At 65.0% G+C, this 25,721-nt stretch carries 21 protein-coding genes and 1 pseudogene; 6 read left to right on the forward strand and 16 right to left on the reverse strand.

The window, feature by feature from the left end:
• The first annotated feature begins 5 nt into the window (after nt 1-5).
• Together NYR97_RS00505 and NYR97_RS00510 are read left to right on the forward strand one after the other, a co-directional pair.
• A pseudogene (locus NYR97_RS00505) lies at nt 6-1,615 on the forward strand (S8 family serine peptidase).
• A 1-nt stretch (nt 1,616) separates the two neighbouring features.
• A complete protein-coding gene (locus NYR97_RS00510) occupies nt 1,617-2,210 on the forward strand; it encodes a hypothetical protein (protein WP_316695980.1) in 594 nt (197 codons plus the stop codon).
• 97 nt (nt 2,211-2,307) lie between these two features.
• Here the strand turns inward: NYR97_RS00510 and NYR97_RS00515 are convergent, their stop codons facing one another.
• Nucleotides 2,308-3,339 (reverse strand): aldo/keto reductase, encoded by a 1,032-nt coding sequence (locus NYR97_RS00515; RefSeq protein WP_205394267.1) that lies wholly within the window; start codon nt 3,337-3,339, stop codon nt 2,308-2,310.
• Between the two features lie 58 nt (nt 3,340-3,397).
• Nucleotides 3,398-4,609, reverse strand: a complete 1,212-nt coding sequence (locus NYR97_RS00520) for an MFS transporter (protein ID WP_316695984.1) — start codon at nt 4,607-4,609, stop codon at nt 3,398-3,400.
• 100 nt (nt 4,610-4,709) lie between these two features.
• On the opposite strand from NYR97_RS00520, the gene NYR97_RS00525 reads away from it, so the two are divergent.
• Nucleotides 4,710-5,624, forward strand: a complete 915-nt coding sequence (locus NYR97_RS00525) for a LysR family transcriptional regulator (protein WP_316695986.1) — start codon at nt 4,710-4,712, stop codon at nt 5,622-5,624.
• Nucleotides 5,625-6,291: 667 nt separating this feature from the next.
• Here NYR97_RS00525 and NYR97_RS00530 read toward each other — a convergent pair.
• Nucleotides 6,292-6,495: a hypothetical protein gene (locus NYR97_RS00530; protein WP_316698461.1), complete on the reverse strand. Its 204-nt coding sequence runs from the start codon at nt 6,493-6,495 to the stop codon at nt 6,292-6,294.
• A 236-nt stretch (nt 6,496-6,731) separates the two neighbouring features.
• On the opposite strand from NYR97_RS00530, the gene NYR97_RS00535 reads away from it, so the two are divergent.
• On the forward strand, nt 6,732-7,640 hold the full coding sequence (locus NYR97_RS00535) for an AraC family transcriptional regulator (protein ID WP_210763187.1): 909 nt from the start codon (nt 6,732-6,734) through the stop codon (nt 7,638-7,640).
• A 109-nt stretch (nt 7,641-7,749) separates the two neighbouring features.
• Here the strand turns inward: NYR97_RS00535 and NYR97_RS00540 are convergent, their stop codons facing one another.
• Complete coding sequence (locus tag NYR97_RS00540) at nt 7,750-8,223, reverse strand: (R)-mandelonitrile lyase (RefSeq protein ID WP_205394262.1); 474 nt, start codon at nt 8,221-8,223, stop codon at nt 7,750-7,752.
• Between the two features lie 188 nt (nt 8,224-8,411).
• Between NYR97_RS00540 and NYR97_RS00545 the strand changes: the two genes are divergently transcribed.
• On the forward strand, nt 8,412-9,311 hold the full coding sequence (locus tag NYR97_RS00545) for a LysR family transcriptional regulator (protein ID WP_316695990.1): 900 nt from the start codon (nt 8,412-8,414) through the stop codon (nt 9,309-9,311).
• Between the two features lie 443 nt (nt 9,312-9,754).
• Here NYR97_RS00545 and NYR97_RS00550 read toward each other — a convergent pair whose 3' ends face one another.
• The 5 genes from NYR97_RS00550 to NYR97_RS00570 form a co-directional block, all read right to left on the reverse strand.
• The gene (locus tag NYR97_RS00550; RefSeq protein ID WP_316695991.1) at nt 9,755-10,738 is read right to left on the reverse strand and encodes an aldo/keto reductase; all 984 of its coding nucleotides are present in this window, start codon (nt 10,736-10,738) and stop codon (nt 9,755-9,757) included.
• A 242-nt stretch (nt 10,739-10,980) separates the two neighbouring features.
• The gene (locus NYR97_RS00555) at nt 10,981-11,673 is read right to left on the reverse strand and encodes a TetR/AcrR family transcriptional regulator (RefSeq protein ID WP_316695993.1); all 693 of its coding nucleotides are present in this window, start codon (nt 11,671-11,673) and stop codon (nt 10,981-10,983) included.
• A complete protein-coding gene (locus tag NYR97_RS00560) occupies nt 11,666-13,180 on the reverse strand; it encodes an efflux transporter outer membrane subunit (protein ID WP_316695995.1) in 1,515 nt (504 codons plus the stop codon). Before NYR97_RS00560 ends, NYR97_RS00555 begins: the two co-directional genes overlap by 8 nt.
• Before the next feature lies 1 nt (nt 13,181).
• The gene (locus NYR97_RS00565; RefSeq protein ID WP_316695997.1) at nt 13,182-16,325 is read right to left on the reverse strand and encodes an efflux RND transporter permease subunit; all 3,144 of its coding nucleotides are present in this window, start codon (nt 16,323-16,325) and stop codon (nt 13,182-13,184) included.
• Between the two features lie 16 nt (nt 16,326-16,341).
• Nucleotides 16,342-17,565 (reverse strand): efflux RND transporter periplasmic adaptor subunit, encoded by a 1,224-nt coding sequence (locus NYR97_RS00570; RefSeq protein ID WP_316695999.1) that lies wholly within the window; start codon nt 17,563-17,565, stop codon nt 16,342-16,344.
• 131 nt (nt 17,566-17,696) lie between these two features.
• Here NYR97_RS00570 and NYR97_RS00575 point away from each other — a divergent pair, with 131 nt between their 5' ends.
• The gene (locus tag NYR97_RS00575) at nt 17,697-18,317 is read left to right on the forward strand and encodes a TetR/AcrR family transcriptional regulator (protein ID WP_316696001.1); all 621 of its coding nucleotides are present in this window, start codon (nt 17,697-17,699) and stop codon (nt 18,315-18,317) included.
• 666 nt (nt 18,318-18,983) lie between these two features.
• Here NYR97_RS00575 and NYR97_RS00580 read toward each other — a convergent pair.
• The 7 genes from NYR97_RS00580 to creD form a co-directional block, all read right to left on the reverse strand.
• A complete protein-coding gene (locus NYR97_RS00580) occupies nt 18,984-19,478 on the reverse strand; it encodes a transcriptional repressor (RefSeq protein WP_064630624.1) in 495 nt (164 codons plus the stop codon).
• Between the two features lie 15 nt (nt 19,479-19,493).
• Complete coding sequence (gene gltX / locus NYR97_RS00585; protein ID WP_316696005.1) at nt 19,494-20,897, reverse strand: glutamate--tRNA ligase; 1,404 nt, start codon at nt 20,895-20,897, stop codon at nt 19,494-19,496.
• A 67-nt stretch (nt 20,898-20,964) separates the two neighbouring features.
• Nucleotides 20,965-22,056 (reverse strand): DUF3616 domain-containing protein, encoded by a 1,092-nt coding sequence (locus tag NYR97_RS00590; RefSeq protein ID WP_316696006.1) that lies wholly within the window; start codon nt 22,054-22,056, stop codon nt 20,965-20,967.
• A gap of 162 nt (nt 22,057-22,218) precedes the next feature.
• Nucleotides 22,219-23,106, reverse strand: coding sequence for a carbon-nitrogen hydrolase family protein (locus NYR97_RS00595; protein ID WP_316696007.1), 888 nt, complete (start codon nt 23,104-23,106; stop codon nt 22,219-22,221).
• 59 nt (nt 23,107-23,165) lie between these two features.
• Entirely contained in the window at nt 23,166-23,768 is a 603-nt protein-coding gene (locus tag NYR97_RS00600; protein WP_316696009.1) for a GNAT family N-acetyltransferase, read from the reverse strand.
• Nucleotides 23,769-23,811: 43 nt separating this feature from the next.
• Nucleotides 23,812-24,234 carry a hypothetical protein gene (locus NYR97_RS00605; RefSeq protein ID WP_316696011.1) on the reverse strand — a complete coding sequence of 141 codons (423 nt, stop codon included), beginning with the start codon at nt 24,232-24,234 and terminating at the stop codon, nt 23,812-23,814.
• Nucleotides 24,235-24,241: 7 nt separating this feature from the next.
• Nucleotides 24,242-25,561, reverse strand: a complete 1,320-nt coding sequence (creD, locus tag NYR97_RS00610) for a cell envelope integrity protein CreD (protein WP_316696012.1) — start codon at nt 25,559-25,561, stop codon at nt 24,242-24,244.
• Nucleotides 25,562-25,721: the final 160 nt, after the last annotated feature.

Genomic DNA, 25,721 nt, shown 5'->3' on the forward strand with positions numbered 1-25,721 from the left:
ACCTCATGACGACTCCCGCTTCCAGGCGATCCGCGCTGTGCTCGGCTGTGGCATTGGCGCTGTGCCTCTGCGCATGTACCGCTACCGCCGTGGCGCAACCGGCTACCACTACCCCGCCCTCTCCCAAGGCGAAACAGGGCGACGACCCGCTGTTCCGTTATCAATGGCATCTGCGCAATCAAGGCCAGCCGGTGTTCGGCGATGGCAGACCGGTCGCGGGTGTGGACCTGGATGTCGACATACTGCATTCGCTGGGAATTCGCGGCGCAGGTGTCAAGGTCGCGGTGATCGATGACGGCCTGGAGATCGCGCACCCGGACCTGTTCGACAATATCTTCGCTACGCCTGGGGCGACGGGCCGGAAGGGCGCGCCATGGAGGTGTTCAACAACAGTTGGGGCGGTGCGTCGCGCGTGTATCCCTACACCGAGGTCGACGAACAACAGTCGCTCGAAAGACTGATGCAGGCGCAGCGTGGCGGGAAAGGCGGGGTGTATGTCAAAGCTGCCGGCAACGAGTTCTTTGCCCTTATCGAGAACGATGCACAAGGCAATCCGGTGGATCGCTGCGCAGACCGGACCCGCAAGCTCGGTGTCGGCTGCGCACTGGCCAACACCGACCAGTTCAACAACCTGATGACCACGATCGTGGCCGGTGCCGTCAACGCCGATGGCGTGCGGGCGTCGTACTCATCTTCAGGCTCTGCGCTGTGGGTCTCCGGGCTGGGTGGCGAGTATGGGTTTCAGCGCGCCTTCGATCCGCACCCGGAAACAGCCCGGCCCTCTTATGGGCTCACCAACCTTCTGCCACTGCGGCGCTTCTATAAAGCCGCAATCGTCACCACCGACCTCAGCGGCTGTGCAGCGGGCAACAACCGTGATCGCACCCGCCAGATGCAGAACGCGCTCGACAGCAGCCGCTCCAAGATCGATGCGTCGTGTAATTACACCGCGCGCATGAACGGCACCTCGGCGGCATCGCCCACCGTGGCGGGCGTGGCGGCGTTGATGTTGGGCGCCAATCCGCAACTGACCCTGCGCGATGTCAAATACATCCTGGCCACGACCGCGACCCAGGTCGACCCGGCTCAACCCAAGGCCGTCTACAACGGCACCGTGATCGACCCGGGTTGGGTCACCAACGCGGCAGGCCATCGTTTCAGCAACTGGTATGGCTTCGGGCTGGTCGACGCCGCTGCGGCTGTGGAACGTGCAGTGCATTTCACCTCGCTGCCCACCCAGCAGGACACCAGCTGGAAAGTGTATGAAGGCAACAGCAGCACCATCGGGGGTGTCGCGGCACCGGCCAGGTTGTCACTGAACATCACCCAATCCTTCAAGGTGGAAGGCGTGCAACTGTATTTCTCGGCCACCCACAAGGACCCCAGTCACCTGCGCGTGGTGCTGGTGTCGCCCAGCGGCACGCGCAGCACGGTGATGACGCCGTTTTCCACACTCGATCAGACCCCCGACGGCACCGTGGTCTGGCTGACATCGAGCAACGCCTTCCTGGACGAACCCTCGGCCGGGCGCTGGACCCTGGAGGTCGACGACATGCTCGCCGACCAGGGCAAGGAACAACTGGAGGAATTCGAAATGCGCGTGGTGGGCCACTGACATGAAGACATCCTTGCTCACTCTGCTCGCTGTCGTTGCAGCCGGCGTCTGCGCTCCCGCATCGGCGCAGCTGGTCGAAAGCAAACGCCTGCACGCTGCGGCGACCGGGCCGACCATCACTGCAGGTCGTACAAGCTTCCGGCTGATTCCCGGCGCAGTGGTCAGGCTGGCCGACGGCGCGCCGGCAACGACCGCCGCACGCGCGGTGCCGGCGTCGCAAACCACCACAGACGCCCCGGTTGGACTCTTCGACCGCTACGCGATCTATCTCGATGCCGGCACTGCCGCACGCAAGGCCGCCGCGGTTCCGGCCGGGCAACAGCCGCGTGTGGCCGCAGCGCTCGAAACCCGCAGCGGCCAACTGATCTTGCTGGGCTCCTCAATCAAACTGTTCAATACCACGCCCGCTATCGCCGGTGCATTGGCCGCACGTACCGGCGGCACACTGGTATATGCCTCGGCCATCGATGGCAGCGCGATGATCGGCTACGACTCGGTGGCTACCGCGTTGGACAACTGCAGGCAGCTGCAGGGCAGCAAGGGCGTGGGATCGATCATGCCCGAGGTGATTCCGCGGGCGGCACGGCCGTTGTGATGCGTCACTTATGACGCGGCCGTTATGAAGCGGCTGTGGTGACGCAGGCCACGCTGCAGCGATCGGGTTGCAGCGTGGTGCAATGACGCAGCCCGGGTTACACCTGCAGCGGGCTGCGTTCGGCAAAGTGCCCGCGCCAATAGGGGTAGTACGGATACGGCGGCTCCACCGCACTCACCGCATCCAGGCGCGCACGCTGCTCCGGTGTCAGCGACCAACCGACCGCGCCCAGGTTCTGGCGCAGCTGCGCCTCGTCGCGCGCACCGATCAGCACCGTGCTCACGGTCGGCCGTTGCAGCAGCCAGTTGATGGCAAGTTGCGGCACGCTGCGGCCGGTTTCTTCGGCAATGGCGTCGAGCACATCGACGATGTCGAACAGGCGTTCGTCGCTGATCGCCGGGCCAGCGGCGGCAGTGGCATGCAAGCGGCTGTGTTCCGGTAGCGGTTGGCCGCGGCGCACCTTGCCGGTCAGCCGGCCCCAGCCCAGCGGGCTCCACACCACCGCGCCCACGCCTTGATCGATACCCAGCGGCATCAGCTCCCATTCGTAATCGCGCCCGGCCAGCGAGTAATAGGTCTGATTGGCGACGAAGCGGTTCCAGCCCTGCGCATCGGCCACTGCCAACGACTTCATCAGCTGCCAGCCGGCATAGTTGGATGCGCCCAGGTAACGCACCTTGCCGGCGCGCACCAGCGCATCGAGCGTGGACAGGGTCTCTTCCACCGGCGTCATCGCATCGAAGGCATGCAGCTGCAGCAGGTCGATATAGTCGGTGCGCAAGCGTCGCAATGAAGCATCCACGGCACGCAACAACCGGAAGCGCGAAGCGCCTGCATCGTTGGGCCCATCGCCTAACCGCAAGCCGGTCTTGGTGGAGATGATCACCTGATCGCGGCGGCCCTGCAGTGCCTGACCGAGGATGTCCTCAGAAGCGCCATCGGAATACACATCGGCGGTGTCGAACAGGTTCAGGCCTGCCTCCAGACATAGATCGATCATGCGCCGTGCCTGCGCCACATCGGTGTCGCCCCATGCGGAAAACAGCGGCCCCTTGCCGCCAAACGTGCCGGCACCCAGACCAAGCACCGGCACCTTGAAACCGGAACGGCCGAGAAAACGTGTGTCCATTACATGCTCCTGGAAATCGAAAGAAACGCGCGCAGTGCCGGTCGATCGAAGGATCGAATCAACCCGCCTGTACGCATGCGGCGGGCGCGTTCGCCCCACGACGCTGCAGATGCACGCTCCACAACGCGATGCCCAGGCCCACGGCGGTGAGCAATGCGGCAACCCACGGCGTCGCCACCAATCCGGCGCGCGTGGCGATGACCAGCCCGCCCAGCCACGCACCCAGTGCATTGCCCAGATTGAACGCGGCGATATTGAGGCTGGAGGCCAGGTTCTGGCCGGCGCCGCGTGCATGCTCCAGCACGCGCAACTGCAGCGGCGCCACGGTGGCGAACGCGGCCACGCCCAACAGGCCGACGAACATCACCATGGCGATCTTGCTATGCAGGAAAAAGCCCATCGCACCGAGTACCACCACCAAGGCGGCCAAGCTGCCCAGCAGGGTTGCGGTGGGGCGCCGATCGGCCAGGCGACCGCCCAGCAGATTGCCGACGATCATGCCCATGCCGAACACCAACAACACCGGCGACACCGCCGCCTGCGCGAAGCCGGTGACATCCACCAGCAGTGGCTGGATATAGGTGAACACCGCAAACACACCGGCATAGCCGATCACCGTCATCGCCAATGCCAGCAGCACCTGACCGCGTGCCAGCACCGCCACTTCCTGCCGCCACGGCACCGGCGCGGCAGCGCCTGCGGCCGCCGGCACCCATAGCGCCACCGCAGCCGTGGCCAGCACGCCGATCACCGTCACTGCCCAAAACGTCGCGCGCCAGCCCAGTTGCAGACCCAGCCACGCGCCGGCCGGCACGCCCAGCAAGGTGGCGACGGTGAGACCGGCAAACATCAGCGAAATCGCCGAGGCGCGGCGGTCGGCCGGCACCAGCGAGGTCGCCACCACCGCGCCCACGCCGAAGAAGGTGCCGTGGGCGAGCGAAGTCAGCACGCGCGCGGCCATCAGACTGGCGTAACCGGGCGCCAGCGCGCAAGCCATGTTGCCCAGGGTGAAGATCGCCATCAGCCCGACCAGCACCGCTTTACGCGGCAGCCGCGCACTGGCCAGGGTCAGCACCGGCGCGCCGACGAACACGCCCAGCGCGTAGCCGCTGATCAACAGGCCGGCGGCGGTCAGCGACACATTCAGATCGGTGGCCACCTGCTGCAGCAAGCCCATGATCACGAACTCGGTGGTGCCGATGCCGAACGCACCGATGGTCAGCGCGAGCAACGCCGGAGGAAAACGGGAAGAACGCACGGAAGCGGACATGGGAGTGGGCCAAGGAGGACTGCGCACAGCCTGCGCCGCTGCGTCTTTCGTAAAAACCCCTAGTATCCTGATTCACTATCAACGCAGCATTGAGAATCGTATGGACCGTCTCGGCGACATCGCCCTGTTCGTGCGCGTGCTCGACGCAGGCTCGATCACCGCCGGCGCACGTAGCCTGGATCTGTCCGTGGCCGTGGCCAGCCAGCGCCTCAAGCGGCTCGAACGCGATCTGGGCGTGCGCCTGCTGCACCGGACCACGCGCCGCCTGCACCCCACCGCCGAAGGCCAGCAACTGGCCGAACGCGGCCGCGTGCTGGTGGAAGATCTGGATGCGCTGGCCGACGATCTGCGCGAGAGTGCGCACGATGTCGGCGGCACCTTGCGGGTGACGCTGTCGGCCTCGTTCGGGCGGCAATACGTCTCGCCGTTGCTGCCGGAGTTCCAGGCCCGCCATCCACGGGTGCGCATCAGTGCGCACCTGAGCGACGACTTGGTGGATCTGGTCAAGCAGGGTTTCGATCTGGCGATCCGCATCGGTACGCTGGACGACTCCGGGCTGGTGGCGCGGCGCATCGCCGACAACCGCCGCACCCTCGCCGCCTCGCCCGACTATCTACGCCGCCACGGTACCCCGCGCACGCCGGACGATCTCGCCGGGCATGCCGGCGTGCTGCTGATGGGCCGCGACGGCCGCCAGGACGTCTGGACACTGCAGACGCCCGAAGGCGGTCTGGTGCGGGTGCGCATGCAGAGCCGCTTCGAGAGCAACTTCGGCGAGCTGATCCGCGATGCGGTGCTCGCCGGCCAGGGCATCGCGCTGCATTCGTACTGGCATATCGCCGATGAGCTGCGCGCCGGCAGCCTGGTCGCAGTGATGCCGGATTACCCACCGCCCACCTCGCAGATCAGCGCGGTGATGCCGGCACGCCAGCTGCAACCGCCGCGCGTGCGCGCGTTCGTGGAGTTTCTGCTGGAGCGCCTGGGCGAGGTGCCGCCATGGGAAGTGGCTACTTGAGCGTTGGCGCGGTGGTCGCTTCGGCAGATGCTGGCAGGGTGTGGATCGATGCGTGCTGTTAGAGCCGGATGCTTTCAACAATCGCAGCCTTGCGCTCGCCTTGGGAGGTGAGCGAACGGTGTGGATTGGTTGGTTGTAGAGCGGATGATTTGCGGGTTTGCTTCAGGGCCCTTTCCCGCCCACCGTCGCGGGACACGCCGCAAGTACGTCCGTGTAGGCTCTTACGCGGCATCCATGCCGCGTAAGGTCCCGCGACGGTGGGCGGGCAAGGACCAGTGGAGATGGTCGGTGTGCATGTTGTAAGCAGGGCATGACGCCCGTTGTTCGGATAACGGCGCGTTCGGTCATCTTCCCAATACAGGTCGAGCAACGCACAAGCTTTTAAGAAAGCAGCCGACCAACTCTCTGGTGCGGTGTCCTCGCCGATTGCGGGACCGTGTGGCGGCATGGATGCCGCCACCGAGCCTACATGGACGTACTTGCGGCGTGTCCCGCGAGCGGCGAGGACACCGCGCACTCGACCAACCAAGCTTTTGATCGCAGCTAAAACGGCGCAACGACTCAAAATCTCTGTATTTGATCTCTGCACTTCATTCGTCAACAAAGGCGAGTGTGACCAACATTCGCGGCCATCGATGCAGCACTCCAGAGGCCTGACTAGCCGCTCTTAGCGCCCGGCACGCAACAGGCGCTTGTGCAATCCGCGCCGCTGCGCGTCGCTGAGCAGATGCCCATGGGTGGTCAACAATCCCAGGATCTGCTGATGCGCCTGCTCCGTGCGCCGGGCCAGTTCAGCGCTGGCGGCGGCCTCGAGCGCCTTCCAGTCGGCGGGGCTCGTCGGTGCGGGGATGGTCGAACGTTTTGCGGGCATGGGCGAGACGATCACGGAAACAGACGCCCATGATACGGCGCGCGCGTGAGCGCCCTATCAGATCGTGGCCGACCCTTCATTTTTGAGGCGCTGGGCGCGCGAGGGCCTGAACGCAGGTGCCGGCGCCAAGCGGCGCTGCCGTGGCCTGCCGCTGCTACGGACATGCCGGCTGCATGACATCCGGTCTTGTACGATCGACGGCATCGCGGCCGCCTGGTGCCACTGCCGAGTCCTGCATGTCCGCATTGACCGAGATGACCGACATCCTGCTGCGCCACGCCCCCGGCGACGGCATGCACGCCACCCGGATTGCCGGGTTGCAGATCATGCGCAGCGCCTCGCCAACCGTGTCGGTGCCCACGGTCTATACGCCGATGCTGTGCCTGGTGGCGCAGGGCCGCAAGCAGGCGATGCTGGGTGCGGCAGCGTATCTCTATCACCCCCAGATGTATCTGGTGGCCTCGGTCGATCTGCCGATCGTCGGCTCGGTAATCGAGGCCAGCGCCGCGCAGCCATATCTGTGCTTCTGCCTGGATCTGGACACCGCTGTACTCAGCGATCTGGCCATCAATCACCCGGAGCTGGTGGAGCCACGGCGCGATGCGGCGCAGGCAGGACTATTGCTTAACCACAGCACCCCGCAATTGCAGGACGCTGCATTACGGCTGGCGCGTCTGCTCGATCAAGCGCACGAGATCGCCGCGCTCGCGCCGCTGATTATCCGCGAAGTGCTGTACCGCCTGATGGCCGATCCGGCCAATGCTGTGGTGCGCCAAATGGCCATCGCCGATAGCCGCCTCAACCAGATTTCCAAGGCCATCGCGTGGCTGCGCGAACACTACGCGCAGCATTTCAGCATCGAGCAGATTGCCGATCTGTCGGCGATGAGCCGCTCCACCTTTCATGCGCATTTCAAGACGGTCACCTCGATGACGCCGCTGGAATACCGCTCGCATCTGCGTGTGCAGGAGGCGCGCCGGCTGATGCTGGCCGAAGCGCTCAACGCCGCCGATGCCGGCTTCCGCGTCGGCTACGAAAGCGCATCGCAGTTCAGCCGCGACTACGCGCGCATTCTCGGCGTACCGCCTGCGCGCGATGCGCAGCGGCTACGTGCAAGTGGGCAGGATGCGACCGAGGCGGCGTAAATCCTGCGCGCACGCAGCGGAGCGTCGTCACACGTGCGGCGCGAGACATCAAACAGGGCGCCAGCGATGACGCGGCGATCTGATCGCACGCCTCATCGCCGACGACCGTTCACTCCGCCGCGTACTGTGCCTCGCTGACCTGCTCCAGCCAGGTCACCGGCGAGCCGTCCTGCGCTTCGGCGATGGCGATATGCGTCATCGCCACTGTCGCGTTGGCGCCGTGCCAGTGCTTGACGCCCGGCGGAATCCACACGATATCGCCGGGGCGGATCTGCTGCGCCGGCTTGCCCCATTCCTGCACACGCCCGGCACCGGCGGTGACGATCAGCGTCTGGCCCAATGGATGGGTGTGCCAGGCAGTACGCGCGCCCGGCTCGAAGGTCACCGTGGCACCGCCCACCCGCGCCGGCGCGTCGGTCTGGAATGGCGCATCGATACGCACCTTGCCGGTGAAATACCCGGCCGGGCCGACTGCAGAGGCCACGCCACCGGCCTTGCTCACCCTGATCGGTTGTTGCTCTTCGCCGCCGGGCACGGTAGCAGCCATCATCGACAGCGACATCGCAGTTGCGAACAGATTCATTGCAGTGCTCCTTGATCCAGTGCTTGAACTGTAGCGCGCATGCGTACACCGACTACTCACCCGATTGCGCATGCACCTAGAAACACAGCGCATCAATGCGGGCAATGCACTCGGATTTGAAGCCATCACGTACTATCACGCATGATGCAGCCGCATGAATGGCATGCCTGACGCCGGCATTCGCATCGATGGCGCGTGAAAATCTCAACGATTTGCAGGTCTTCGTCACCGTGGCACGCGAAGGCAGCTTCACCCGCGCCGCCGCGCAACTGGGCGTCTCGCAGTCCGCGCTGAGCCATACGGTGCGCGCGTTGGAAACGCGCCTTGGCATTCGTCTATTGACTCGTACCACACGCAGCGTGTCGATGACCGAAGCCGGTGCGCGCCTGTTCGACACCGTGGCACCGCGCCTGGAAGAAATCGACGACGAACTCTCGGCGCTCACCGAATTTCGCGACAAACCGGCCGGCACCATCCGCATCACCACCGCCGGCCATGCCGCCGATGCCTACATCTGGCCGGCGCTATCGAAGGTGCTGCCCGACTATCCCGATCTCAAAATCGAGGTCACCGTCGATTACGGCCTGGCCGATATCGTCGCCGAACGCTACGACATCGGCATCCGGCTCGGCGACCAGGTGGCCAAGGACATGATCGCAGTGCCGATCAGCTCGATGCAGCGCATGGCGGTGGTGGCGGTGCCGAGCTACTTCGTGCATCACACCATCCCGGCGGTGCCGGCCGAGCTGGCGCAGCACAACTGCATCGGCTTGCGCCTGCCCACGCACGGCGGCTTGCTGCCCTGGGACTTCGAAAAAGACGGCCGCGAAGTCAAGGTGCGGGTGGACGGGCAATGGACCTTCAACGGCAGCAGCGCGATCCTGCGCGCCGCGTTGGCTGGCGGTGGACTGGCGTTTCTGCCGGAAACCATGGTGCTGGAGCATATCGCCGCCGGCCGGCTGCGCCGCGTGCTGGACGACTGGTGCGACCCGTTCGACGGTTATTACGCCTATTACCCCAGCCGCCGCCAATCCTCCAGCGCTCTCAAGGTGGTGATCGATGCGCTGCGGCACGATCTGGTGCGTTGACGCGGGCACAAGGGGCGCCATGGGTGCCGCCCTGGAGACAAGCACGTACTTACGGCGTGTCCTGCGATGGTGCGCAGGCATGACTCTGCAGCCACGCCGCAGATCAGCCGCTCTACACCTGATTTATCCGCACTGCTCAATCACTCCAAGACAACCGAGACTTCGCGTCGTCGCGTCGTTTGGATGTAGCCGAATACTCAATCGCCTGGTTAGTCGAGCGCGCGGTGCCCTCGCCGCTCGCGGGACACCGCACCAGAGAGTTTCCTGGCTGCTTTGTTCAAAGTCATGCACCGACCAACTCGACTGGTCCTTGCCCGCCCACCGTTGCGGGACCTTACGCGGCATGGATGCCGCGTAAGAGCCTACATGGACGTACTTGCGGCGTGTCCCGCGATGGTGGGCGGGCAAGGGCCCTGCAGCAAACCCACAAATCAGCCGCTCTGCTAATTACCAACCAGTTTCTGCCGCTCGGGGCTGTACCGCTCACCGATAATCGCCACGGCATCCAGCGCCTGTTGAATCCGCGCAAGATCCTCGCCGCTCAACGCCACAGCAGCGCCGCCCAGATTCTCTTCGAGTCGATGCAGCTTGGTGGTGCCGGGAATCGGCGCGATCCACGGCTTGCGCGACAGCAACCACGCCAACGCGACCTGTGCCGGCGTTGCGCCCTTGTCGGCGGCGATGGCCTGGATGCGTTCGACCAACGCCTGATTGGCCTGACGCGCCTCGGCAGCAAAACGCGGCACGCTGTTGCGGAAATCGTCATCGGCAAACTGCGTGTCGGCCTGGATGGCACCGGTCAAAAATCCCTTGCCGAGTGGGCTGAACGGCACAAACCCGATGCCGAGTTCTTCCAGCGTCGGCAGCACGCTGGTCTCCGGCTCGCGCCACCACAGCGAGTATTCGCTTTGCAACGCGGTCACCGGTTGCACCGCGTGCGCGCGACGAATGGTGTCGGCACCGGCTTCGGAGAGGCCGAAGTGTTTGACCTTGCCTTCGGCGATCAAATCCTTGACGGTCCCGGCGACCTCTTCGATCGGCACCGCCGGGTCCACGCGATGTTGATAGAACAGGTCGATACGGTCTGTCTTCAGGCGTGCAAGGCTGGCCTCGGCCACAGCACGAATCCGTTCGGGGCGGCTGTCGAGGCCGGCATCGGCATGTCCGTTCTTGAAACCGAACTTGGTCGCAATCACCACCTTGTCGCGATGCGCGGCCAATGCCTCGCCCAACAGTTCCTCGTTGACGAAGGGCCCGTAGGCTTCGGCAGTGTCAAAGAAGGTCACGCCCTGCTCCACCGCCGCATGCAGCAGCGCAATGGCGTCCTTGCGCGCAGTCGCCGGCCCGTAGCCGTAGCTCAGGCCCATGCAACCCAGGCCCAATGCGGACACCTGTAGCCCACTGTTTCCCAACTGTCGTGTTTGCATCGTTTACTCCCGCAGCACACGGCCGCATTGGATGAGTCGGCCGCAGGCGGCATCACCGCTGCAGCACCGATGCCACACCATAATCCCGCGCCACGCGCACATTGCACAGCGGCTGGCGCTAACGGTTATGAGCGCGCTTCATCAACGCAATGGTCGGCATGCGTGTCGTGAAGCGAGTGATGGCCGTATACAAACGCGATGGACACGCGCAAACAGACCCCGCAAGCGCGGTTCCAGCGCGCCTAGAACCCGCTCGGCACTTCGCGCCTGGTTGTGCCCACCGTGCGCGCAACATCCAGCCGATACGCACGCAAGAACAGCGCGACCGCACCGCTCACATAGCGATCCTGCTGCACAAAATCCGCATCCACGCCACCGCCACGCATCGCCGCATTTGCAGGCAAGCCGGTCATCAAGCCGAAAAAATGCACCGAGGCATCGGGCAGATTGTCGATGACCAGGCTGCCCCGCTCCACTTCGCGCGCCAGCAGCGCGCGCATCATGTTGTCGTAGCGCTCGAAGGACAGTGTCCACATCTCTTCGCGCATCTGGCTGGGCAACAACGGCGGCCGCACCAGGCCATACGCCGCATCGTCCAGCGCGCCGCTGGTGGAGATCCGCAGCACCACCTTGGCGACCGCCGCCAGGCGCTGCTCCAACGGCGCCTGCATCTCCAACAACGCGTCCCATCGATTGGGCGATGCATGCGCCAGCGCTTCCAGCGTGGTGCGGAACAGCACCTCCTTGGACGCGAAATGCGCATACACCGTGGCCTTGGACACCATCGCACGCTCGGCGATGGTGTCCATGCTGGTCCTGTCGAAGCCTAGCTGCGGAAACAACTGCCGCGCCGCCGCCAGAATCGCGTCACGTTTGTCGTGTGGCGCGCGTCTGGGCGGGCGTGCAGGCGCGGCATCAACGTCCGTCTCAGCCATTGGGCTGACCTGTCGCGGTGGTGGCCACACTGGGCTCTGCCGATTGCAGCCAGCCGCCGCCCATCGCCTTGTAGAACGTCGCCAGGTTGGTGAAGCGCGACAGCTGCGTGGTGATCAGGGTCTGCTGCGCGCTGTAGAGCGAACGCTGCGCATCCAGCGCCTGCAGATAGCTGTCCACGCCGCGTTCGAAGCGCGCCTGCGACAGCCGGTAGCTGTCGGCAGTGGCATCCACCAGCGCCTGTTGCGCCTGCAATTGCCGGCCCAGGGTCTCGCGCTGCGCCAGCGCATCGGACACTTCGCGGAATGCGCTCTGGATCGCCTTTTCGTACTGCGCCACTTCGATAGCGCGATTGGCCTTGGCCATGTCCAGGTTGGCGCGGTTACGCCCGGCGTTGAAGATCGGCAACGTCAGCGTAGGCACGAAACTCCAGGCGCGGGTACCGGAATCGAACAGGTTGGACAGACTGCTGGTGGACGAGCCCTGCGATGCGGTCAGGCTGATGCTGGGAAAGAACGCCGCGCGCGCCGCACCGATATTGGCATTGGCCGCACGCAAGTTGCGCTCGGCTTCCAGGATGTCCGGGCGGCGTTGCAGCAACTGCGACGGCAATCCGGCCGGCACGCTGGCCAGCACGTTGCCGTCCACGCTGGCGCCATCGGGCAAGGCACGCGGCAACAGGTCCACCGGCACCTGCGTGCCCACCAGCAGCACCAGGGCATTGCGATCCTGCGCCACCTGCGCGGTATAACGCTCCACATCCACGCGCGCGGTTTCCACCGTGGTCTGCGCCTGGCGCAGGGTGAGCTGCGAGGCCACGCCCAGCTCGAAGCTGCGTTGCTGCAGGCGATAGCTGTCGCTCTGGCTGCTCAAGGTGGACTGCGCCAGTTGCAGCAACTGCTGATCGGCCGCCAGCGTCAGATAGGCGGTGGCCACTTCGGCCACCAGGCTGATGTGCGTGCTGCGGCGGGCCTCGGCGGTGGACAGAAACTGCTGCAGTGCCTGTTCCTTCAGGCTGCGCACGCGCCCGAACAGATCCAGTTCGTACGCACTGACGCCGATGTTGGCGCTGTAGGTGCGAAACACCTGCGGCTGGCCCGGAATCGCCAGCTCCGACGGTGTACGCGCGTTGTTGGAAGTGCCGGTGCCCTGCACCGACGGCAGCAGCGCAGCGCGCTCCACCCGGTACTGCGCGCGTGCCACTTCGATGTTGAGCGCAGCCACGCGCAGATCGCGATTGTTCTCCAATGCCAACGCGATCACCTGCTGTAGCGCGGGGTCGGTAAACACCTGGCGCCAACCGATGTTGGCGATATCAATCGCCTCGCCGGTGCCGGTGCCGGTGCCGGTGCTGGCGGCGTCGGTGGCGTGCGAAGCAATCGTGATATCGGTGCCGGCAAAATGTTCCGGCACCGGCGCGTCGGGCCGTGCATAGCGCGGCATCAGCGTGCAACCGGACAGCACGCTGGCCACCGCGATCGCGGTCAATGTCATGCGAATCGGGGTCATCTCAGTGTCCTGTCGGTTGCGGGGCGGGTGAAGTGGGCTGGGCGCGGCGCTTGAACAGGCCCATCACCAGGACGAAGAACAACGGTACGAAGAAGATCGCCAGGACCGTGCCGGACAACATGCCGCCGATCACGGCCGTGCCCAACGCATGCTGCGCGCCTGCACCGGCACCACTGCCGAGCACCAACGGCACCACGCCCAGGATGAAGGCCAGCGATGTCATCAGGATTGGCCGCAAGCGCATGCGTGCCGCTTCCAATGCCGAGTCGATCAGGCTCTTGCCGCTTTCATGCAGCTCCTTGGCGAACTCCACGATCAGGATCGCGTTTTTCGATGCCAGGCCAATGGTGGTGAGCAACCCAACCTGAAAGTACACATCGTTCATTTTCCAGGTCAGCATCGCGCCCAGCAGCGTGCCGAACACACCCAGCGGCACCACCAGGATCACCGAGAACGGAATCGCCCAGCTTTCGTACAACGCGGCCAGACACAGGAACACGATCAGGATCGACAATCCGTACAACAAGCCGGTCTGACCGGTGGAAGATTTCTCCTGCCGCGACAAGCCGGTCCACTCGAAGCCGATGCCCGGCGGCAACTTGGCCGCCGCCGCTTCCACGATCTGCATCGCTTCGCCACTGGATGCCGCGCCGGGCAGCGCCATGCCAAGGATTTCCACCGACGGCACGCTGTTGTAACGCTCCAACCGCGGCGAGCCCGACTGCCAGCTGGCGGTGGCGAAGGCGTTGAACGGCACCATGGTGCCGGCGCTGTTGCGCACGAACCAGCGGTCGATGTCCTGCGGATTCATGCGGTACACCGCATCGGCCTGCAGCATCACTTTCTTGACACGTCCCTTGTCGATGAAGTCGTTGACGTACACGCTGCCCCACGCACTGGAGAAGGTGTTGTTGATGTCGGCGATCGACACGCCCATGGCCTGCGCCTTGTGCGCATCGATCTCCAGCTTGAACTCGGGCGTGTCTTCCTGCCCGTTCGGGCGTACCGCCACCAGGCGCTTGTCCTGCGACAGCTCGCCCAACAATTGATTGCGCGCCTGCATCAAGGCGGCGTGACCAAGATTGGCGCGGTCCTGCAGCATCAGGTCGAAACCGGTGGCATTGCCCAACTCGGACACCGCCGGCGGTGCGAACGCGAACACCCTGGCATCGCGGATGCCGGCGAAAAAGGCACCGGCCTTGGCCGCAACATCGGTGACGCTCTGCCCCTTGCCGGTACGTTCGTCCCACGGCCGCAATTTGACGAAGGCAAAGCCCACGTTCTGGCCGGTACCGGCAAAACTGAAACCGGACACGGCGAACACGCCGGCGACCGAGTCTTTTTGGTCGACCAGAAAGTGATGTTCCACCTGCTTGAGCACCTCACCGGTGCGCGCATCGGTGGCACCGGGCGGCAACTGCACCAGCACGAACAGCGTGCCCTGGTCTTCGTCCGGCAAAAACCCCACCGGCAATTTCATGAAACCGAACACCACCAACGCCAGCAACACCGCGTAGGCCAGCATGTAGCGCCAGCCCTTGCCCAGCATGTGCCGCACCACGCCCTGATAGCCGTTGTTGCCGCGATCGAACACGCGGTTGAACCAGCCGAAGAAGCCGGTGGTCGCCAGGCCATGGCCTTTTTCCACCGGCTTGAGCAAGGTGGCGCACAAGGCCGGGGTCAGGATCATCGCCACCAGTACCGACAAGGTCATGGCAGAGACAATCGTGATCGAGAACTGCCGATAGATCACACCGGTGGAGCCACCGAAGAACGCCATCGGCACGAACACCGCCGCCAGCACCAACGCCACACCCACCAGCGCCCCAGAGATCTGATCCATCGACTTGCGCGTGGCTTCCTTGGGCGACAGGTGTTCTTCGCCCATCACACGCTCGACGTTTTCCACCACCACGATGGCATCGTCCACCAGCAGGCCGATCGCCAGCACCATCGCGAACATGGTCAGGGTATTGATGGTGAAACCGAACACCGCCAGCACACCGAACGTGCCCAGCAACACCACCGGCACCGCAATGGTGGGGATCAAGGTGGCGCGGAAGTTCTGCAGAAACAGATACATCACCAGGAACACCAGCACCACCGCTTCGATCAGCGTATGCACCACCTGCTCGATGGAGATCCGCACGAACGGCGTGGTGTCGTACGGCTTTTGCACCTTCATGCCGGGCGGGAAGAATTTCTCCTGCTCCTCCAGGCTCTTGTCGATGGCGCGTACGGTATCCAGTGCATTCGCGCCGGTGGCCAGCTTGATCGCCAGACCGGCCGCCGGCTTGCCGTTGTAGCGGCCCACCGTGTTGTAGCTCTCGCTGCCCAGTTCGATGCGTGCCACGTCGCGCAGGCGCACCTGCGCGCCATCGGACTGCGTGCGCAGCAAAATGTTCTCGAACTCCTCGGCGGTCTTCAGCCGGGTCTGCGCGGTGATGGTGGCATTGAGTTGCTGATTGGCCACCGCCGGCAACGCGCCCAACTGACCCGCCGAGACCTGCGCGTTCTGCGCCTGAATTGCGGTGCGTACATCCACCGGAGTCAGGCTGAAGTTGTTCAACTTGTTGGGGTCCAGCCACACCCGCATGGCGTACTGCGAACCGAACAAGGTGGTGTCGCCCACGCCTTCGACGCGGCTGATGGTTTCCTGCACGTTGGCAGCCACATAGTCGGACAGATCCGAATCGCTCATGCTGCCGTCTTCGGAAGTGAAGGCCAGCACGTTGAGGAAGTTGGTGGCCGACTTGGTCACGGTGACGCCTTGCTGCTGCACTTCCTGCGGCAACAACGGGGTGGCCAGCGACAACTTGTTCTGCACCTGCACCTGCGCGGTGTCCGGATCGGTGCCGTTGTCGAAGGTCAGCGTGATGGTCACCGCACCGCTGGATTCGCTGGTGGAGGCCATGTAGCTGAGGTGGTCCAGCCCCTTCATCTTCTGCTCGATGACCTGGGTGACGGTGTCTTCCAGGGTCTGCGCCGAGGCGCCCGGGTAGTTGGCGGTGATGGCGACGGCGGGCGGTGCGATGCTGGGGTACTGCGCAATCGGCAGTGTGGCGATGGACAGGATGCCGGCCAGCATCACGATGATGGCCAACACCCAGGCGAAGATCGGACGATCGATAAAGAAACGTGCCATGACGTGTGATCCCGCCTCAGTTGGCCGCACGCGGTGCGGTCGGGGCGGAAGCGGTGCCGGCTGCATTACCACCAGCAGTCGCGGGCTTGCCCTTGGGCTGCCACGGCACGGTCTTGACCTCGATGCCGTCGCGGGCGCGCGAGACGCCTTCGACCACCACTTGCTCGCCGGTCTTCAGGCCGCTGCGCACCAGCCACTGGTCGCCGACCTCACGGTCGGTTTCCAGCACGCGCAGCTGCAGCTTGCGGTCGGCACCGACCACGAAGGCGGTCGGCTTGCCGGCGCCATTGCGCGAGACCGCCTGCTGCGGCACCAGCACGCCCTGCTCCTTGATGCCCTCCTGCAGCACCGCACGCACGTACATGCCCGGCAGCAACTCCGCATTCGGGTTCGGGAACACCGCGCGCAAGGTGATCGAGCCGGTGTTCTGGTCGACGGTGACATCGGAGAACGCCAGCTGGCCCTGCAGCGGATAGGTGCTGCCGTCTTCCAGCAGCAGCGACACCTTGGCCGCGTCGTCGCCGGCCTTTTCCAGATCGCCGCGCGCCATCGCCTGCCTGAGCCGCAATAACGCCGCGCTGGGCTGGGTGACGTCGATATAGATCGGGTCCAGCTGCTGGATGGTGGTCAGCGCGGTGGCCTGGTTGGCGGTCACCAATGCACCGGGGGTCACACTGGAGCGGCCGATGCGACCGGAGATGGGTGCATCCATGCGCGCGAACGCCAGGTTGATGCGGGCAGTCTCCACGCTGGCCTTGCCGGCGGCCACATCGGCCTCGGCCTGGCCCAGCGCAGCATCGGTGTCGTCGCCCTCCTGCTGGCTGATCGCCTTGATCTGCACCAGTTCGGTATAGCGCTGGGCCTTGAGTTTGGCGGTGCGCAGATTGGCCTGCGCCTTGGCCAGGGTGGCCTGGGCGCTGGCGTAACTGGCGCGATAGGTCGCCGGGTCGATCTGGTACAGCGTCTGCCCGGCCTTGACGTCGCCGCCCTCGGTGAACTGGCGCGTCTGCACGATTCCGCCCACTTGCGGGCGAACTTCGGCGATCAGGTAAGGAACGGTGCGTCCGGGCAGCTCGGTGGTGAGCGTCACCGGCTGCGGTCTGACGGTCAGCACGCCCATCTCGGGCATGCCCTCAGCCGGCGGCGGACCTCCCGGCGGGCTGCCGCAGGCACTCAGCAGAACGGTGGCGGCAACGGCAGCGGCAAGCACAGGCAGGCGAAACGAAGCATGAGGACGCACAAGAAGGTCTCCGACGGAACGGATGAGGAATAAATCTAAACGGTACGGTTTGGTATCCTAATAAGCTCATCCGTAGCCGTCAAGCATTTCTGCCCAGTCGGTATACTTAAAGTTCAAAGTGGAGTGAGTTGATGCGGGTCAGAACCGAAGAAAAACGCGACGCCATCGTGCAGGCGGCCAGCGAGGTCTTCCTCGAGCTGGGCTTCGAAGGCGCCTCGATGTCGCAGATCGCCGCCCGCGTGGGCGGTTCCAAGCGCACGCTGTACGGCTACTTCCCGTCCAAGGAAGAGCTCTTTATCGCCTTCGCCCAGGACACGTCCGACAGCTACATCGATCCGATGCTGGATGCGCTGACGCGCAGCAGCGGCCCTGTCGCCCAGACGCTGCAGCGCTTCGGCGAAGATCTCCTTGGCTTCCTCTGCGCACCCAGCTCGATCACGATCTGGCAGACCATCATCGGGGTGTCAGGACGCTCGGAGGTCGGCGCGTTGTTTTTCAATGCCGGCCCCGAAGAAGGCATGCAGCGCATGGCCGAGTATCTGCAGCAGCAGATGGACCTGGGCCTGATGCGGCGCAGCGACGCGACCCTGGCCGCCAAGCAATTGGGCGCGCTGCTGGAAGCGCAAACCCTGATGCCCTGCCTGTTCGGCGCACTCAAGGATCCCTCACCGGAGTATCTCCGCGATGCGACGCAGCGCGCAGTGGAGCTGTTTCTGGCGGGCTATGGATGCAGGAACACCGCCGCAGCGTGATGATCGGCGGTGTTCGATACGTTGGGTAAGCGATGAGTCGCTAACGCTCTGGCTTCTGCGGCTGCTGCACAGCATTCGTGCACGCGCGTGATGTTCGAGGCCTTGTTGGTGTGACAACAACAGCGCATTTGTCTGCAGCGGATTGCTGCGTCTGCGCACTGCCGGCAACTAAGAGCGGCTAACAAAACTACTTCACGTCAGCCTACTGCAAGCCGGCTGATCTGCTGCCTGGCTGATCTGCGGCCTGGCTGCAGGGCCCTTGCCCGCCCACCGTCGCGGGACACGCCGCAAGTACGTCCATGTAGGCTCTTACGCGGCATCCATGCCGCGTAAGGTCCCGCGACGGTGGGCGGGCAAGGACCTGTCGAGTTGATCGGTGCGCATGGCTTTCAATAAAACAGCCGGCAAACGTTCTGGTGCGGTGTCCTCACCGCTTGCGGGACCGTGTGGCGGCATGGATGCCGCCACCGAGCCTACATGGACGTACTTGCGGCGTGTCCCGCGAGCGGTGAGGGCACCGCGCGCTCGACCCACGCAGCGTTCTGGACCTCTGACTGCATCCACCAAGATACCGCCGACAAAACCAGTGCACTCACTGACAGGCGCTAGCTCGCTAGGTTTTGTCAGCCGCTCCAAATGAACCGCCCTGCGCTTGCCTGGCGATCCTTACTCGGCCACCGCGCACTTGGCGCACAAGCCATGCACTTCCAGCGTCTGCGCCTGCGGCTGAAAACCCAGCGCCTTGGCGCGGGCTTCCAGTTGCGAGACCACGTCGCGGTCTTCCAGCTCCACCGCGCTATGGCAGCGGTCGCAGATTAGAAACGGCACCGAGTGCTGGGCGCTGTTGGGGTGGTGGCAGGCGACGAAGGCATTGACCGATTCGAGCTTGTGCACGAAGCCATTGGCCATCAGGAAATCCAGCGCGCGATACACCGTGGGCGGCGCGTCGGCGCCGACGCCCTTGCCTTCGCGCACCCAGTCCAGCAGCTCGTAGGCCTTGACCGGCTTGCCGGCATCGGCAATCAGGCGCAGCACATTGGCGCGGATCGGCGTCAGCCGCAGGCCGCGCTCGCTGCACGCACGCTCCACCGCGCGCACGAAGCCGTTGGCGTCGTCAACGTGGTGATGCGGTGCAGTGCAGGCGTGTTCGTTGGTTTTCATCACAGGCTCCGGCGGTCAGCCCGCTCCTATCTTGATGAGTGCCGCATCGATGCGTTTCAAGGCGCCCTCGCGTCCGGCCAGGTACACCGTCTGCGAAATGTCCGGGCTGACCTGGGTGCCGGTGATGGCCACGCGCAGCGGCTGGGCGACCTTGCCCATGCCCAGTTCCAGCGCAGCGGCCGCATCGTGCAGCGCGGCCGAAACGTTTTCCACACTCCATTCGCTGACGCTGGCCAGCAGTTCGCGTGCCTTGCCCAGCGGCACTTCGGCGCCCAGCTTCAGGTGCTTGATCACCGCGGCTTCGTCATAGATTTCCAGCGGCTGGTACCAGACCACGGCTTTTTCGGCCATTTCCCTCAAGGTCTGCACGCGCTCGCGCAGCGCCACCACCACATCGGCGGCGGCCGGGCCGGCGGCGACATCAATGCCGAGCTTGGCCAGCTGATATTCCAGCTGCGGGGCGATGCTGGCCGGGTCGTCGGTCTTGAGGTAATGCTGGTTGACCCAGCCCAGCTTGGCCATGTCCAGCCGCGCGGCCTTGGAGTTGACGTCCTTGACGTCGAACAGGTCGAGCAATTCCTGCTGGGTGAACAACTCCTGGTCGCCGTGCGACCAGCCCAGACGCGCCAGATAATTGATCAACACATGCGGCAGATAGCCGGCGTCCCTGTACTGCATCACGTCGGCCGCACCGGTGCGCTTGGACAGCTTGGCGCCCTGCTCGTCCAGGATCATCGGCATGTGCGCGAATTTCGGCACCGGCGCGCCCAGCGCTTCGTAGATGTTGATCTGGCGCGGGGTGTTGTTGATGTGGTCGTCGCCGCGGATCACCTCGGTGATGCCCATGTCCCAGTCGTCCACCACCACCGCGAAGTTGTAGGTGGGGAAGCCGTCCGGGCGGAAGATCACCATGTCGTCGAGCTCGCTGTTGGCGATCTCGATGCGGCCCTTGATCAGGTCGTCGAACACCACCGTGCCGGCTTGCGGATTCTTGAAGCGGATCACCCGGTTGGGGTCGTCGCGGTACGGCAGGTTCTGCTCGCGGGCGGCGCCGTTGTAGCGCGGTTTTTCCTGCCTGGCCATCGCGGCTTCGCGCATGGCGTCGAGCTCGGCGCGGGTTTCGTAGGCGTAATAGGCCTTGCCCTGCGCCAGCAGCTGCTCGGCGACCTCTTGATAGCGGGCCACGCGCTGGGTCTGGTAGATCGGGCCTTCGTCGTAGCCCAGGCCCAGCCACTCCATCGCCTCCAGGATGGCGTCGATCGCCTCCTGGGTGCTGCGCTCACGGTCGGTGTCTTCGATGCGCAGCACGAACTGCCCGCCACGACGGCGCGCCTCCAGCCAGCAATACAGCGCGGTGCGGGCGCCGCCGATGTGCAGGTAACCGGTGGGGCTGGGGGCAAAACGGGTGCGGCAGGTCATGGAGCGCTCGGCGAAACGGGGATCGGCCGATTTTACCTTGACCAGCACGGACCTGCCCGCACGCGGCTCAGCGGTTGCGCAACAGGTCGCCGTAGACCACGTCATCGCCGCCGCTGCGCGCCGGGCCTGGCGCGTCGTACAGCACCAGCCACGTGGGCGCGTTGCCGGCAAGGTGTTTGGGCAGATTGCAGATCGCTTCGGCGCGGTCACTGTCGGTGCCATGCGGCAGCACCGCCGATTCCAGCAGGTCGTGCTGGAAACGCACCGGCGCCTGGTTGGCGGCCAGCACCGTGCGCGCGTCCGGCCATTTGAACAGGCGGATTTCGCCGTTCAGCACCATGGTCGGCCCGGCTAACAGGTACAGATCGTCGCCGGAATAATGCAGGTCGCGGATGCCCAGCCCGCCCAGTTGCAGGAAGTGCTTGCGCAGCAGCGTGCCGTCTTCGTCCAGCGGCGCCAGGCGCAGATGGTCGCCATGCGCCTCGACCCGGATCTCCAGCATTGCCGACCAGCCGCGCAACACCGGCCCACGCAGGCCCAGCAACAAGCGCTGGCCGTCCACCACGATGCCTTCGATATCGAAGCCGTTGTCCTTGCCGGGGATTTTCAGAAACGGGCCGAAATGCGGGTCGTCGGCCAGCAGGTCGGTGAGCTGGTTGTGCTTGGCATCGCCCTTGAGCCGCAGCGCGCGGCGGCCGTCGGCGGCTTCGCGCACCAACCGTGGCGTGCCGTCGGCATCGCGTTCGATCGGCAGACAGGCCAGCAGGCGACGGTTGGCATCGAGTTTGAGCTTGGTCAGGCGCTTGGCGTTTTCGGCATCGTCGCGACTGCGTTTGGCGTTCTTGCGCTTGAGCCCATGCGAGCCGATCACCCACAGAAATCCATCCGACAGCGCCATGCCTTCCAGATCCGCCTCCTCGGCCGCCTCGCCCGGCAGATCCAGCAGCTCGGCCAGCGCAAAGCTCTGGCCTTGACCGAAGCGCAGCGTCTCGCGCTGCACGGGGTCGAGCTTGCGCAGACGATCCACCGCGCAGGCCTCGTCGCCGGCCACCCACAGCCAGTCGTCGGTAAAGGCCGCGCCGGACAGATTGCTGTGCACCAGCGCACCGGGCGCGAATTCGAGACGGACGCTGTGCGGAATCAGGGTTTTCTTGGCCATGGGAACCTGGTGGGTGGCGATGCAAGGAAGGAACGTGGCTGAAATACCGGAGCGCTGCCCGCGTTGGGGCGCGCGCGGAACATTGAGCGTACAGGTGACAGCTGCCGTCGCGAGTACCGACTGCGCGCGCCCGGCGATGCGCATCGTCCGTTGATGGTCGCGCTATCCGTCGAAGCTGGCCAGCGTGGCGCGCGCGAGGTAAGCACCCAACTGCCCATGCCAATCGCGGTCGTTGGCGACCTGCGCGTGTGCGCGGCTGGCTTCGAAGGCGTCGAAGTCCAGCTCCGCATAGGCCCACACCGTATCGCCATGCGTTTGTGCCAGCACGCCATCGGCCGGGAAGCCGACATCCATCGGCGCGAACACCGCCGCCTCGCCGGTATTGACGTCCAGTGCCGGGCTCCATGGCGCCTCGCCGGCGGTGACCGATTGCGCCACGAACACACGATTCTCCAGCGCGCGCGCCAGGCAGCCGACGCGCACCCGCATCGCCCCGGCGGCGGTGTCGGTGCAGCTGGGCACGATCAACAGCCGTGCGCCGGCTTCGTATTGCGCACGCACCGGCAGCGGGAACTCGCTGTCGTAGCAGATCGCGATCGCCGCGCGCACGCCATCCAGCTCGAACACCCTCAGCGCATCGCCGGGATCGATCAGCCCGGTGGCCTTTTCGAAGCCGGTGAGCTGCAGTTTGTCCTGCCAGCCGTGCCGGCCCTCGGGCGTAAACCAGTCGCTGCGATTGCGGTAGCGGCCCTGGCCCAGATCCAGCAGAAAACTGCCGGCAATCAGATGTACCTGATGCTGCCGCGCCAATCCGGCAAACAGCGCCAGCCACGGCGCACGCAGCGCCTGGATCGCCGCCAGCGACTCCGGCAAACCGGCAGAAATATGCGTACCGAAGGTTGCGCCCAACTCCAGCGCCAGATACTCCGGCAGTACCAGCACACGTGCGCCGGCAGCGGCGGCTTCACTCACCAACGCGGATTGACGCGCAGCGAAGGCAGCGAAATCGGCGGGTTTGCCGATCGGGTATTTGGCGACGGCGATTTTCATCTGGTGGCCTTGTTCTGATCGATCGAAGAATGACGACGCGGCGACAGGGTCGTCAGTAATTAAGACGACAACCCCCGCGTCCATACGCTCAAACTGTGGTCGATCTCGCCGTGTTGCAACTCCGCCCACGCGAGCTGCACGCGCATGCCCGGTTGCGGTACATAGCCACGCTTGCGCCAGAACACATCATTGGGTCGGTAGTCGGCCGGCTTGCGCGGATCGTCGAGCGCGCGCTCCACCGAGCAAAACGCACTCAATGCGAAGCGATTCAACGCCCGTGCATGCGCTTCGCGCCGGTCGAAAAAGGCGTGACCGATCCCCTGCCCGCGATACGCCGGCAGCAACACCGATTCGCCGAAATAGAACACGCTGGCCGGGTCGATGCCGGCCGCGCGAAACGGCACGTGAAAAGCCTCGCTGTCGTCGAGCAGCGGCAAACCGGTAGAGGCGCCGATCACCGCATCGCCATCGCGTGCCAGCACGAACACGCTGTCTGGCGAGGCCGCATAGGCAGCCAGATAACCGCGTTCGTAATCGGCATCGCCGTCATACAGATACGGCCATGCGCGGAACACCGCGATGCGCAGCTGCGCCACCGCAGCCAGATGCGGCAACACGTCCGTGCCGCGCACCGTTTCGACGATCAGGGAGGAACCAGTCATGCCTGCATGGTAAGCGAGCCTGACCCGCCTGCCACATCGCGCCTCACCGCAGCCAACGGCCGTTGCCCGGACCCGCCGCATCGGGTTGCTGCCATAGCAGCCACACCGCCGCTTCTTCGGCGGCCAGCAGCACCCCGAGCAGTGCATCGGTACTACGAGTCCAATAGCTGCCGTTGTTCAACCGCTGCCATGGCCCGTAGCGGTGCGTCGGCGCCGTGCTGGGCGGGGCTTTGTGCTGCTGCGCCGCCTGCAAAAAACCGGCTCCGCCCGTGCGCAGCGCCTGTGCAGTGGCTGCATGCAGGCGCAGGCCGATCACGCCGCCGCGCCCCTCACGGCCGAGCGGCAACGCCGACAATGGCGAACATTCCCAGCGTTGCAGTGGCGCTGCGGGAAGCAGCGCCACCGTGTCGATCCCGGCGGGCAGCAAACGCTGCGCCCGCCGGTGTACCTGTGCGTGAGCGAGCATGCCGGCCTCAGCGCAGACTGTTGCCAAGCTCGTACCAATCGAGCTTGCGGGTGACCCACATGATGCTGGCCAGGATGCCGAACAACAGTAACGATCCCATCAGCAGCGCGTTGTCTTCGGAGACCAGCAGGCTGTAGAGCACTCCATACAACGCAGTGAGCATCACCGAGAACCCCGCAGCGCGCGCCCAGCTGCGCAACACCCCGGACAGATAGAAGAACTGCAAACCGATACACGCAGCGGCCGACACCAGATACGCCTGCCAGAACGCGATGTGCTCGGAAAGGCTCAACAACAGCAGGAAGAAGATCGCCAGCGCCAGACCCACCAGCAGGTATTGCAGCGGATGAATCGGCAAACGCTTGATCAGCTCGAACAACACGAACGCCACAAACGTCAGCACCACGAACAGGATGCCGTACTTGCTGGCGCGGTCGGCCTGGGTATACACATCCACCGGATCGACCAGCCGCACTTCCAGCGTATCCAGCGACGATTGGCTGGACTGCAATTGGGTCTGCGCCCCGGTGGCCAGCGACGACAGCGACCAGCTGGCATCGAAGCCCTTCGGCCCGATGCTCGGCGCGTTCGGCAGGAAGCGGCCGCCGAAGGACGGGTGTTGCCAGCTGGAGCGCAAGGCGATCTCGTTGTTGTCGGCGATCGGTGCGATGGCAAGCCGGCGCGTGCCGTCCAGCACGAACTGCATGTCCACCACGTTGCCGTCCTGCACGCGGCCGGCGACCGGGTCGGCCAGCGGGCTCAGTTGGGCGTGGATCCCTGCCGAGCGATCGGCCAATGCGCCTGCGCCGCTTTCCAGTGCCAGCGTGCGTCCATCCACCTGCAGGCGCGGTGTGCCCACCAGCCCGCGCACATCGGAAATGCCCACCGCCAGGTGCGGCCGGCCATACACGCGGGTCGGCGCGGCAGCGTAGTCAAACGGCGCGTACTCGGCATGCAGGGTTGCTTTCCAGGAATACACCTGCACGCGATAGAGGCCCACTTCGCGCACCGACGGCACCATGTTGCCGCTGAGTTTCAGGCTGCGCGGGGTCTGCAGCAGCGCGCCTTCGCGCTTGCGCCACACCTTGCGCTGGTTGCCCTGCTCATCCGGCTCGGTGACCTGCACGTCTTCGGTATACGGCAGCACCCGCACCGGCGCGATGAATTGCTGCTCGCCAGCCTTGCTCTGCGCCACCCGCTCCACCGCCTCGTCGCGGTAACGCGCACGGTCCTGCACCGTGCTGCGGATCAACAGCAACGGAATCAGCAGCAACAGGATCAATCCGCCAATCGTGGCGAAGCGCAACAACAGTTTCAGGGATTTCATCGACCATCCTCATTCGGGGAGGTGGCCAGGGTGCGACGCGCCGGTGTCGGGGGTTTGAGGCGAATTTGAAGCGAATGTGAAGTGGGCGACCGGCAGGATCGGCGACCGGCACTGTGACCCAGTTAGGAAATGCAGTTTTCACACTGCAAAAATGCAACAA

Source organism: Xanthomonas hydrangeae (genome assembly GCF_032697525.1).
In the GTDB taxonomy this organism is placed as follows: Bacteria; Pseudomonadota; Gammaproteobacteria; order Xanthomonadales; family Xanthomonadaceae; genus Xanthomonas; species Xanthomonas hydrangeae.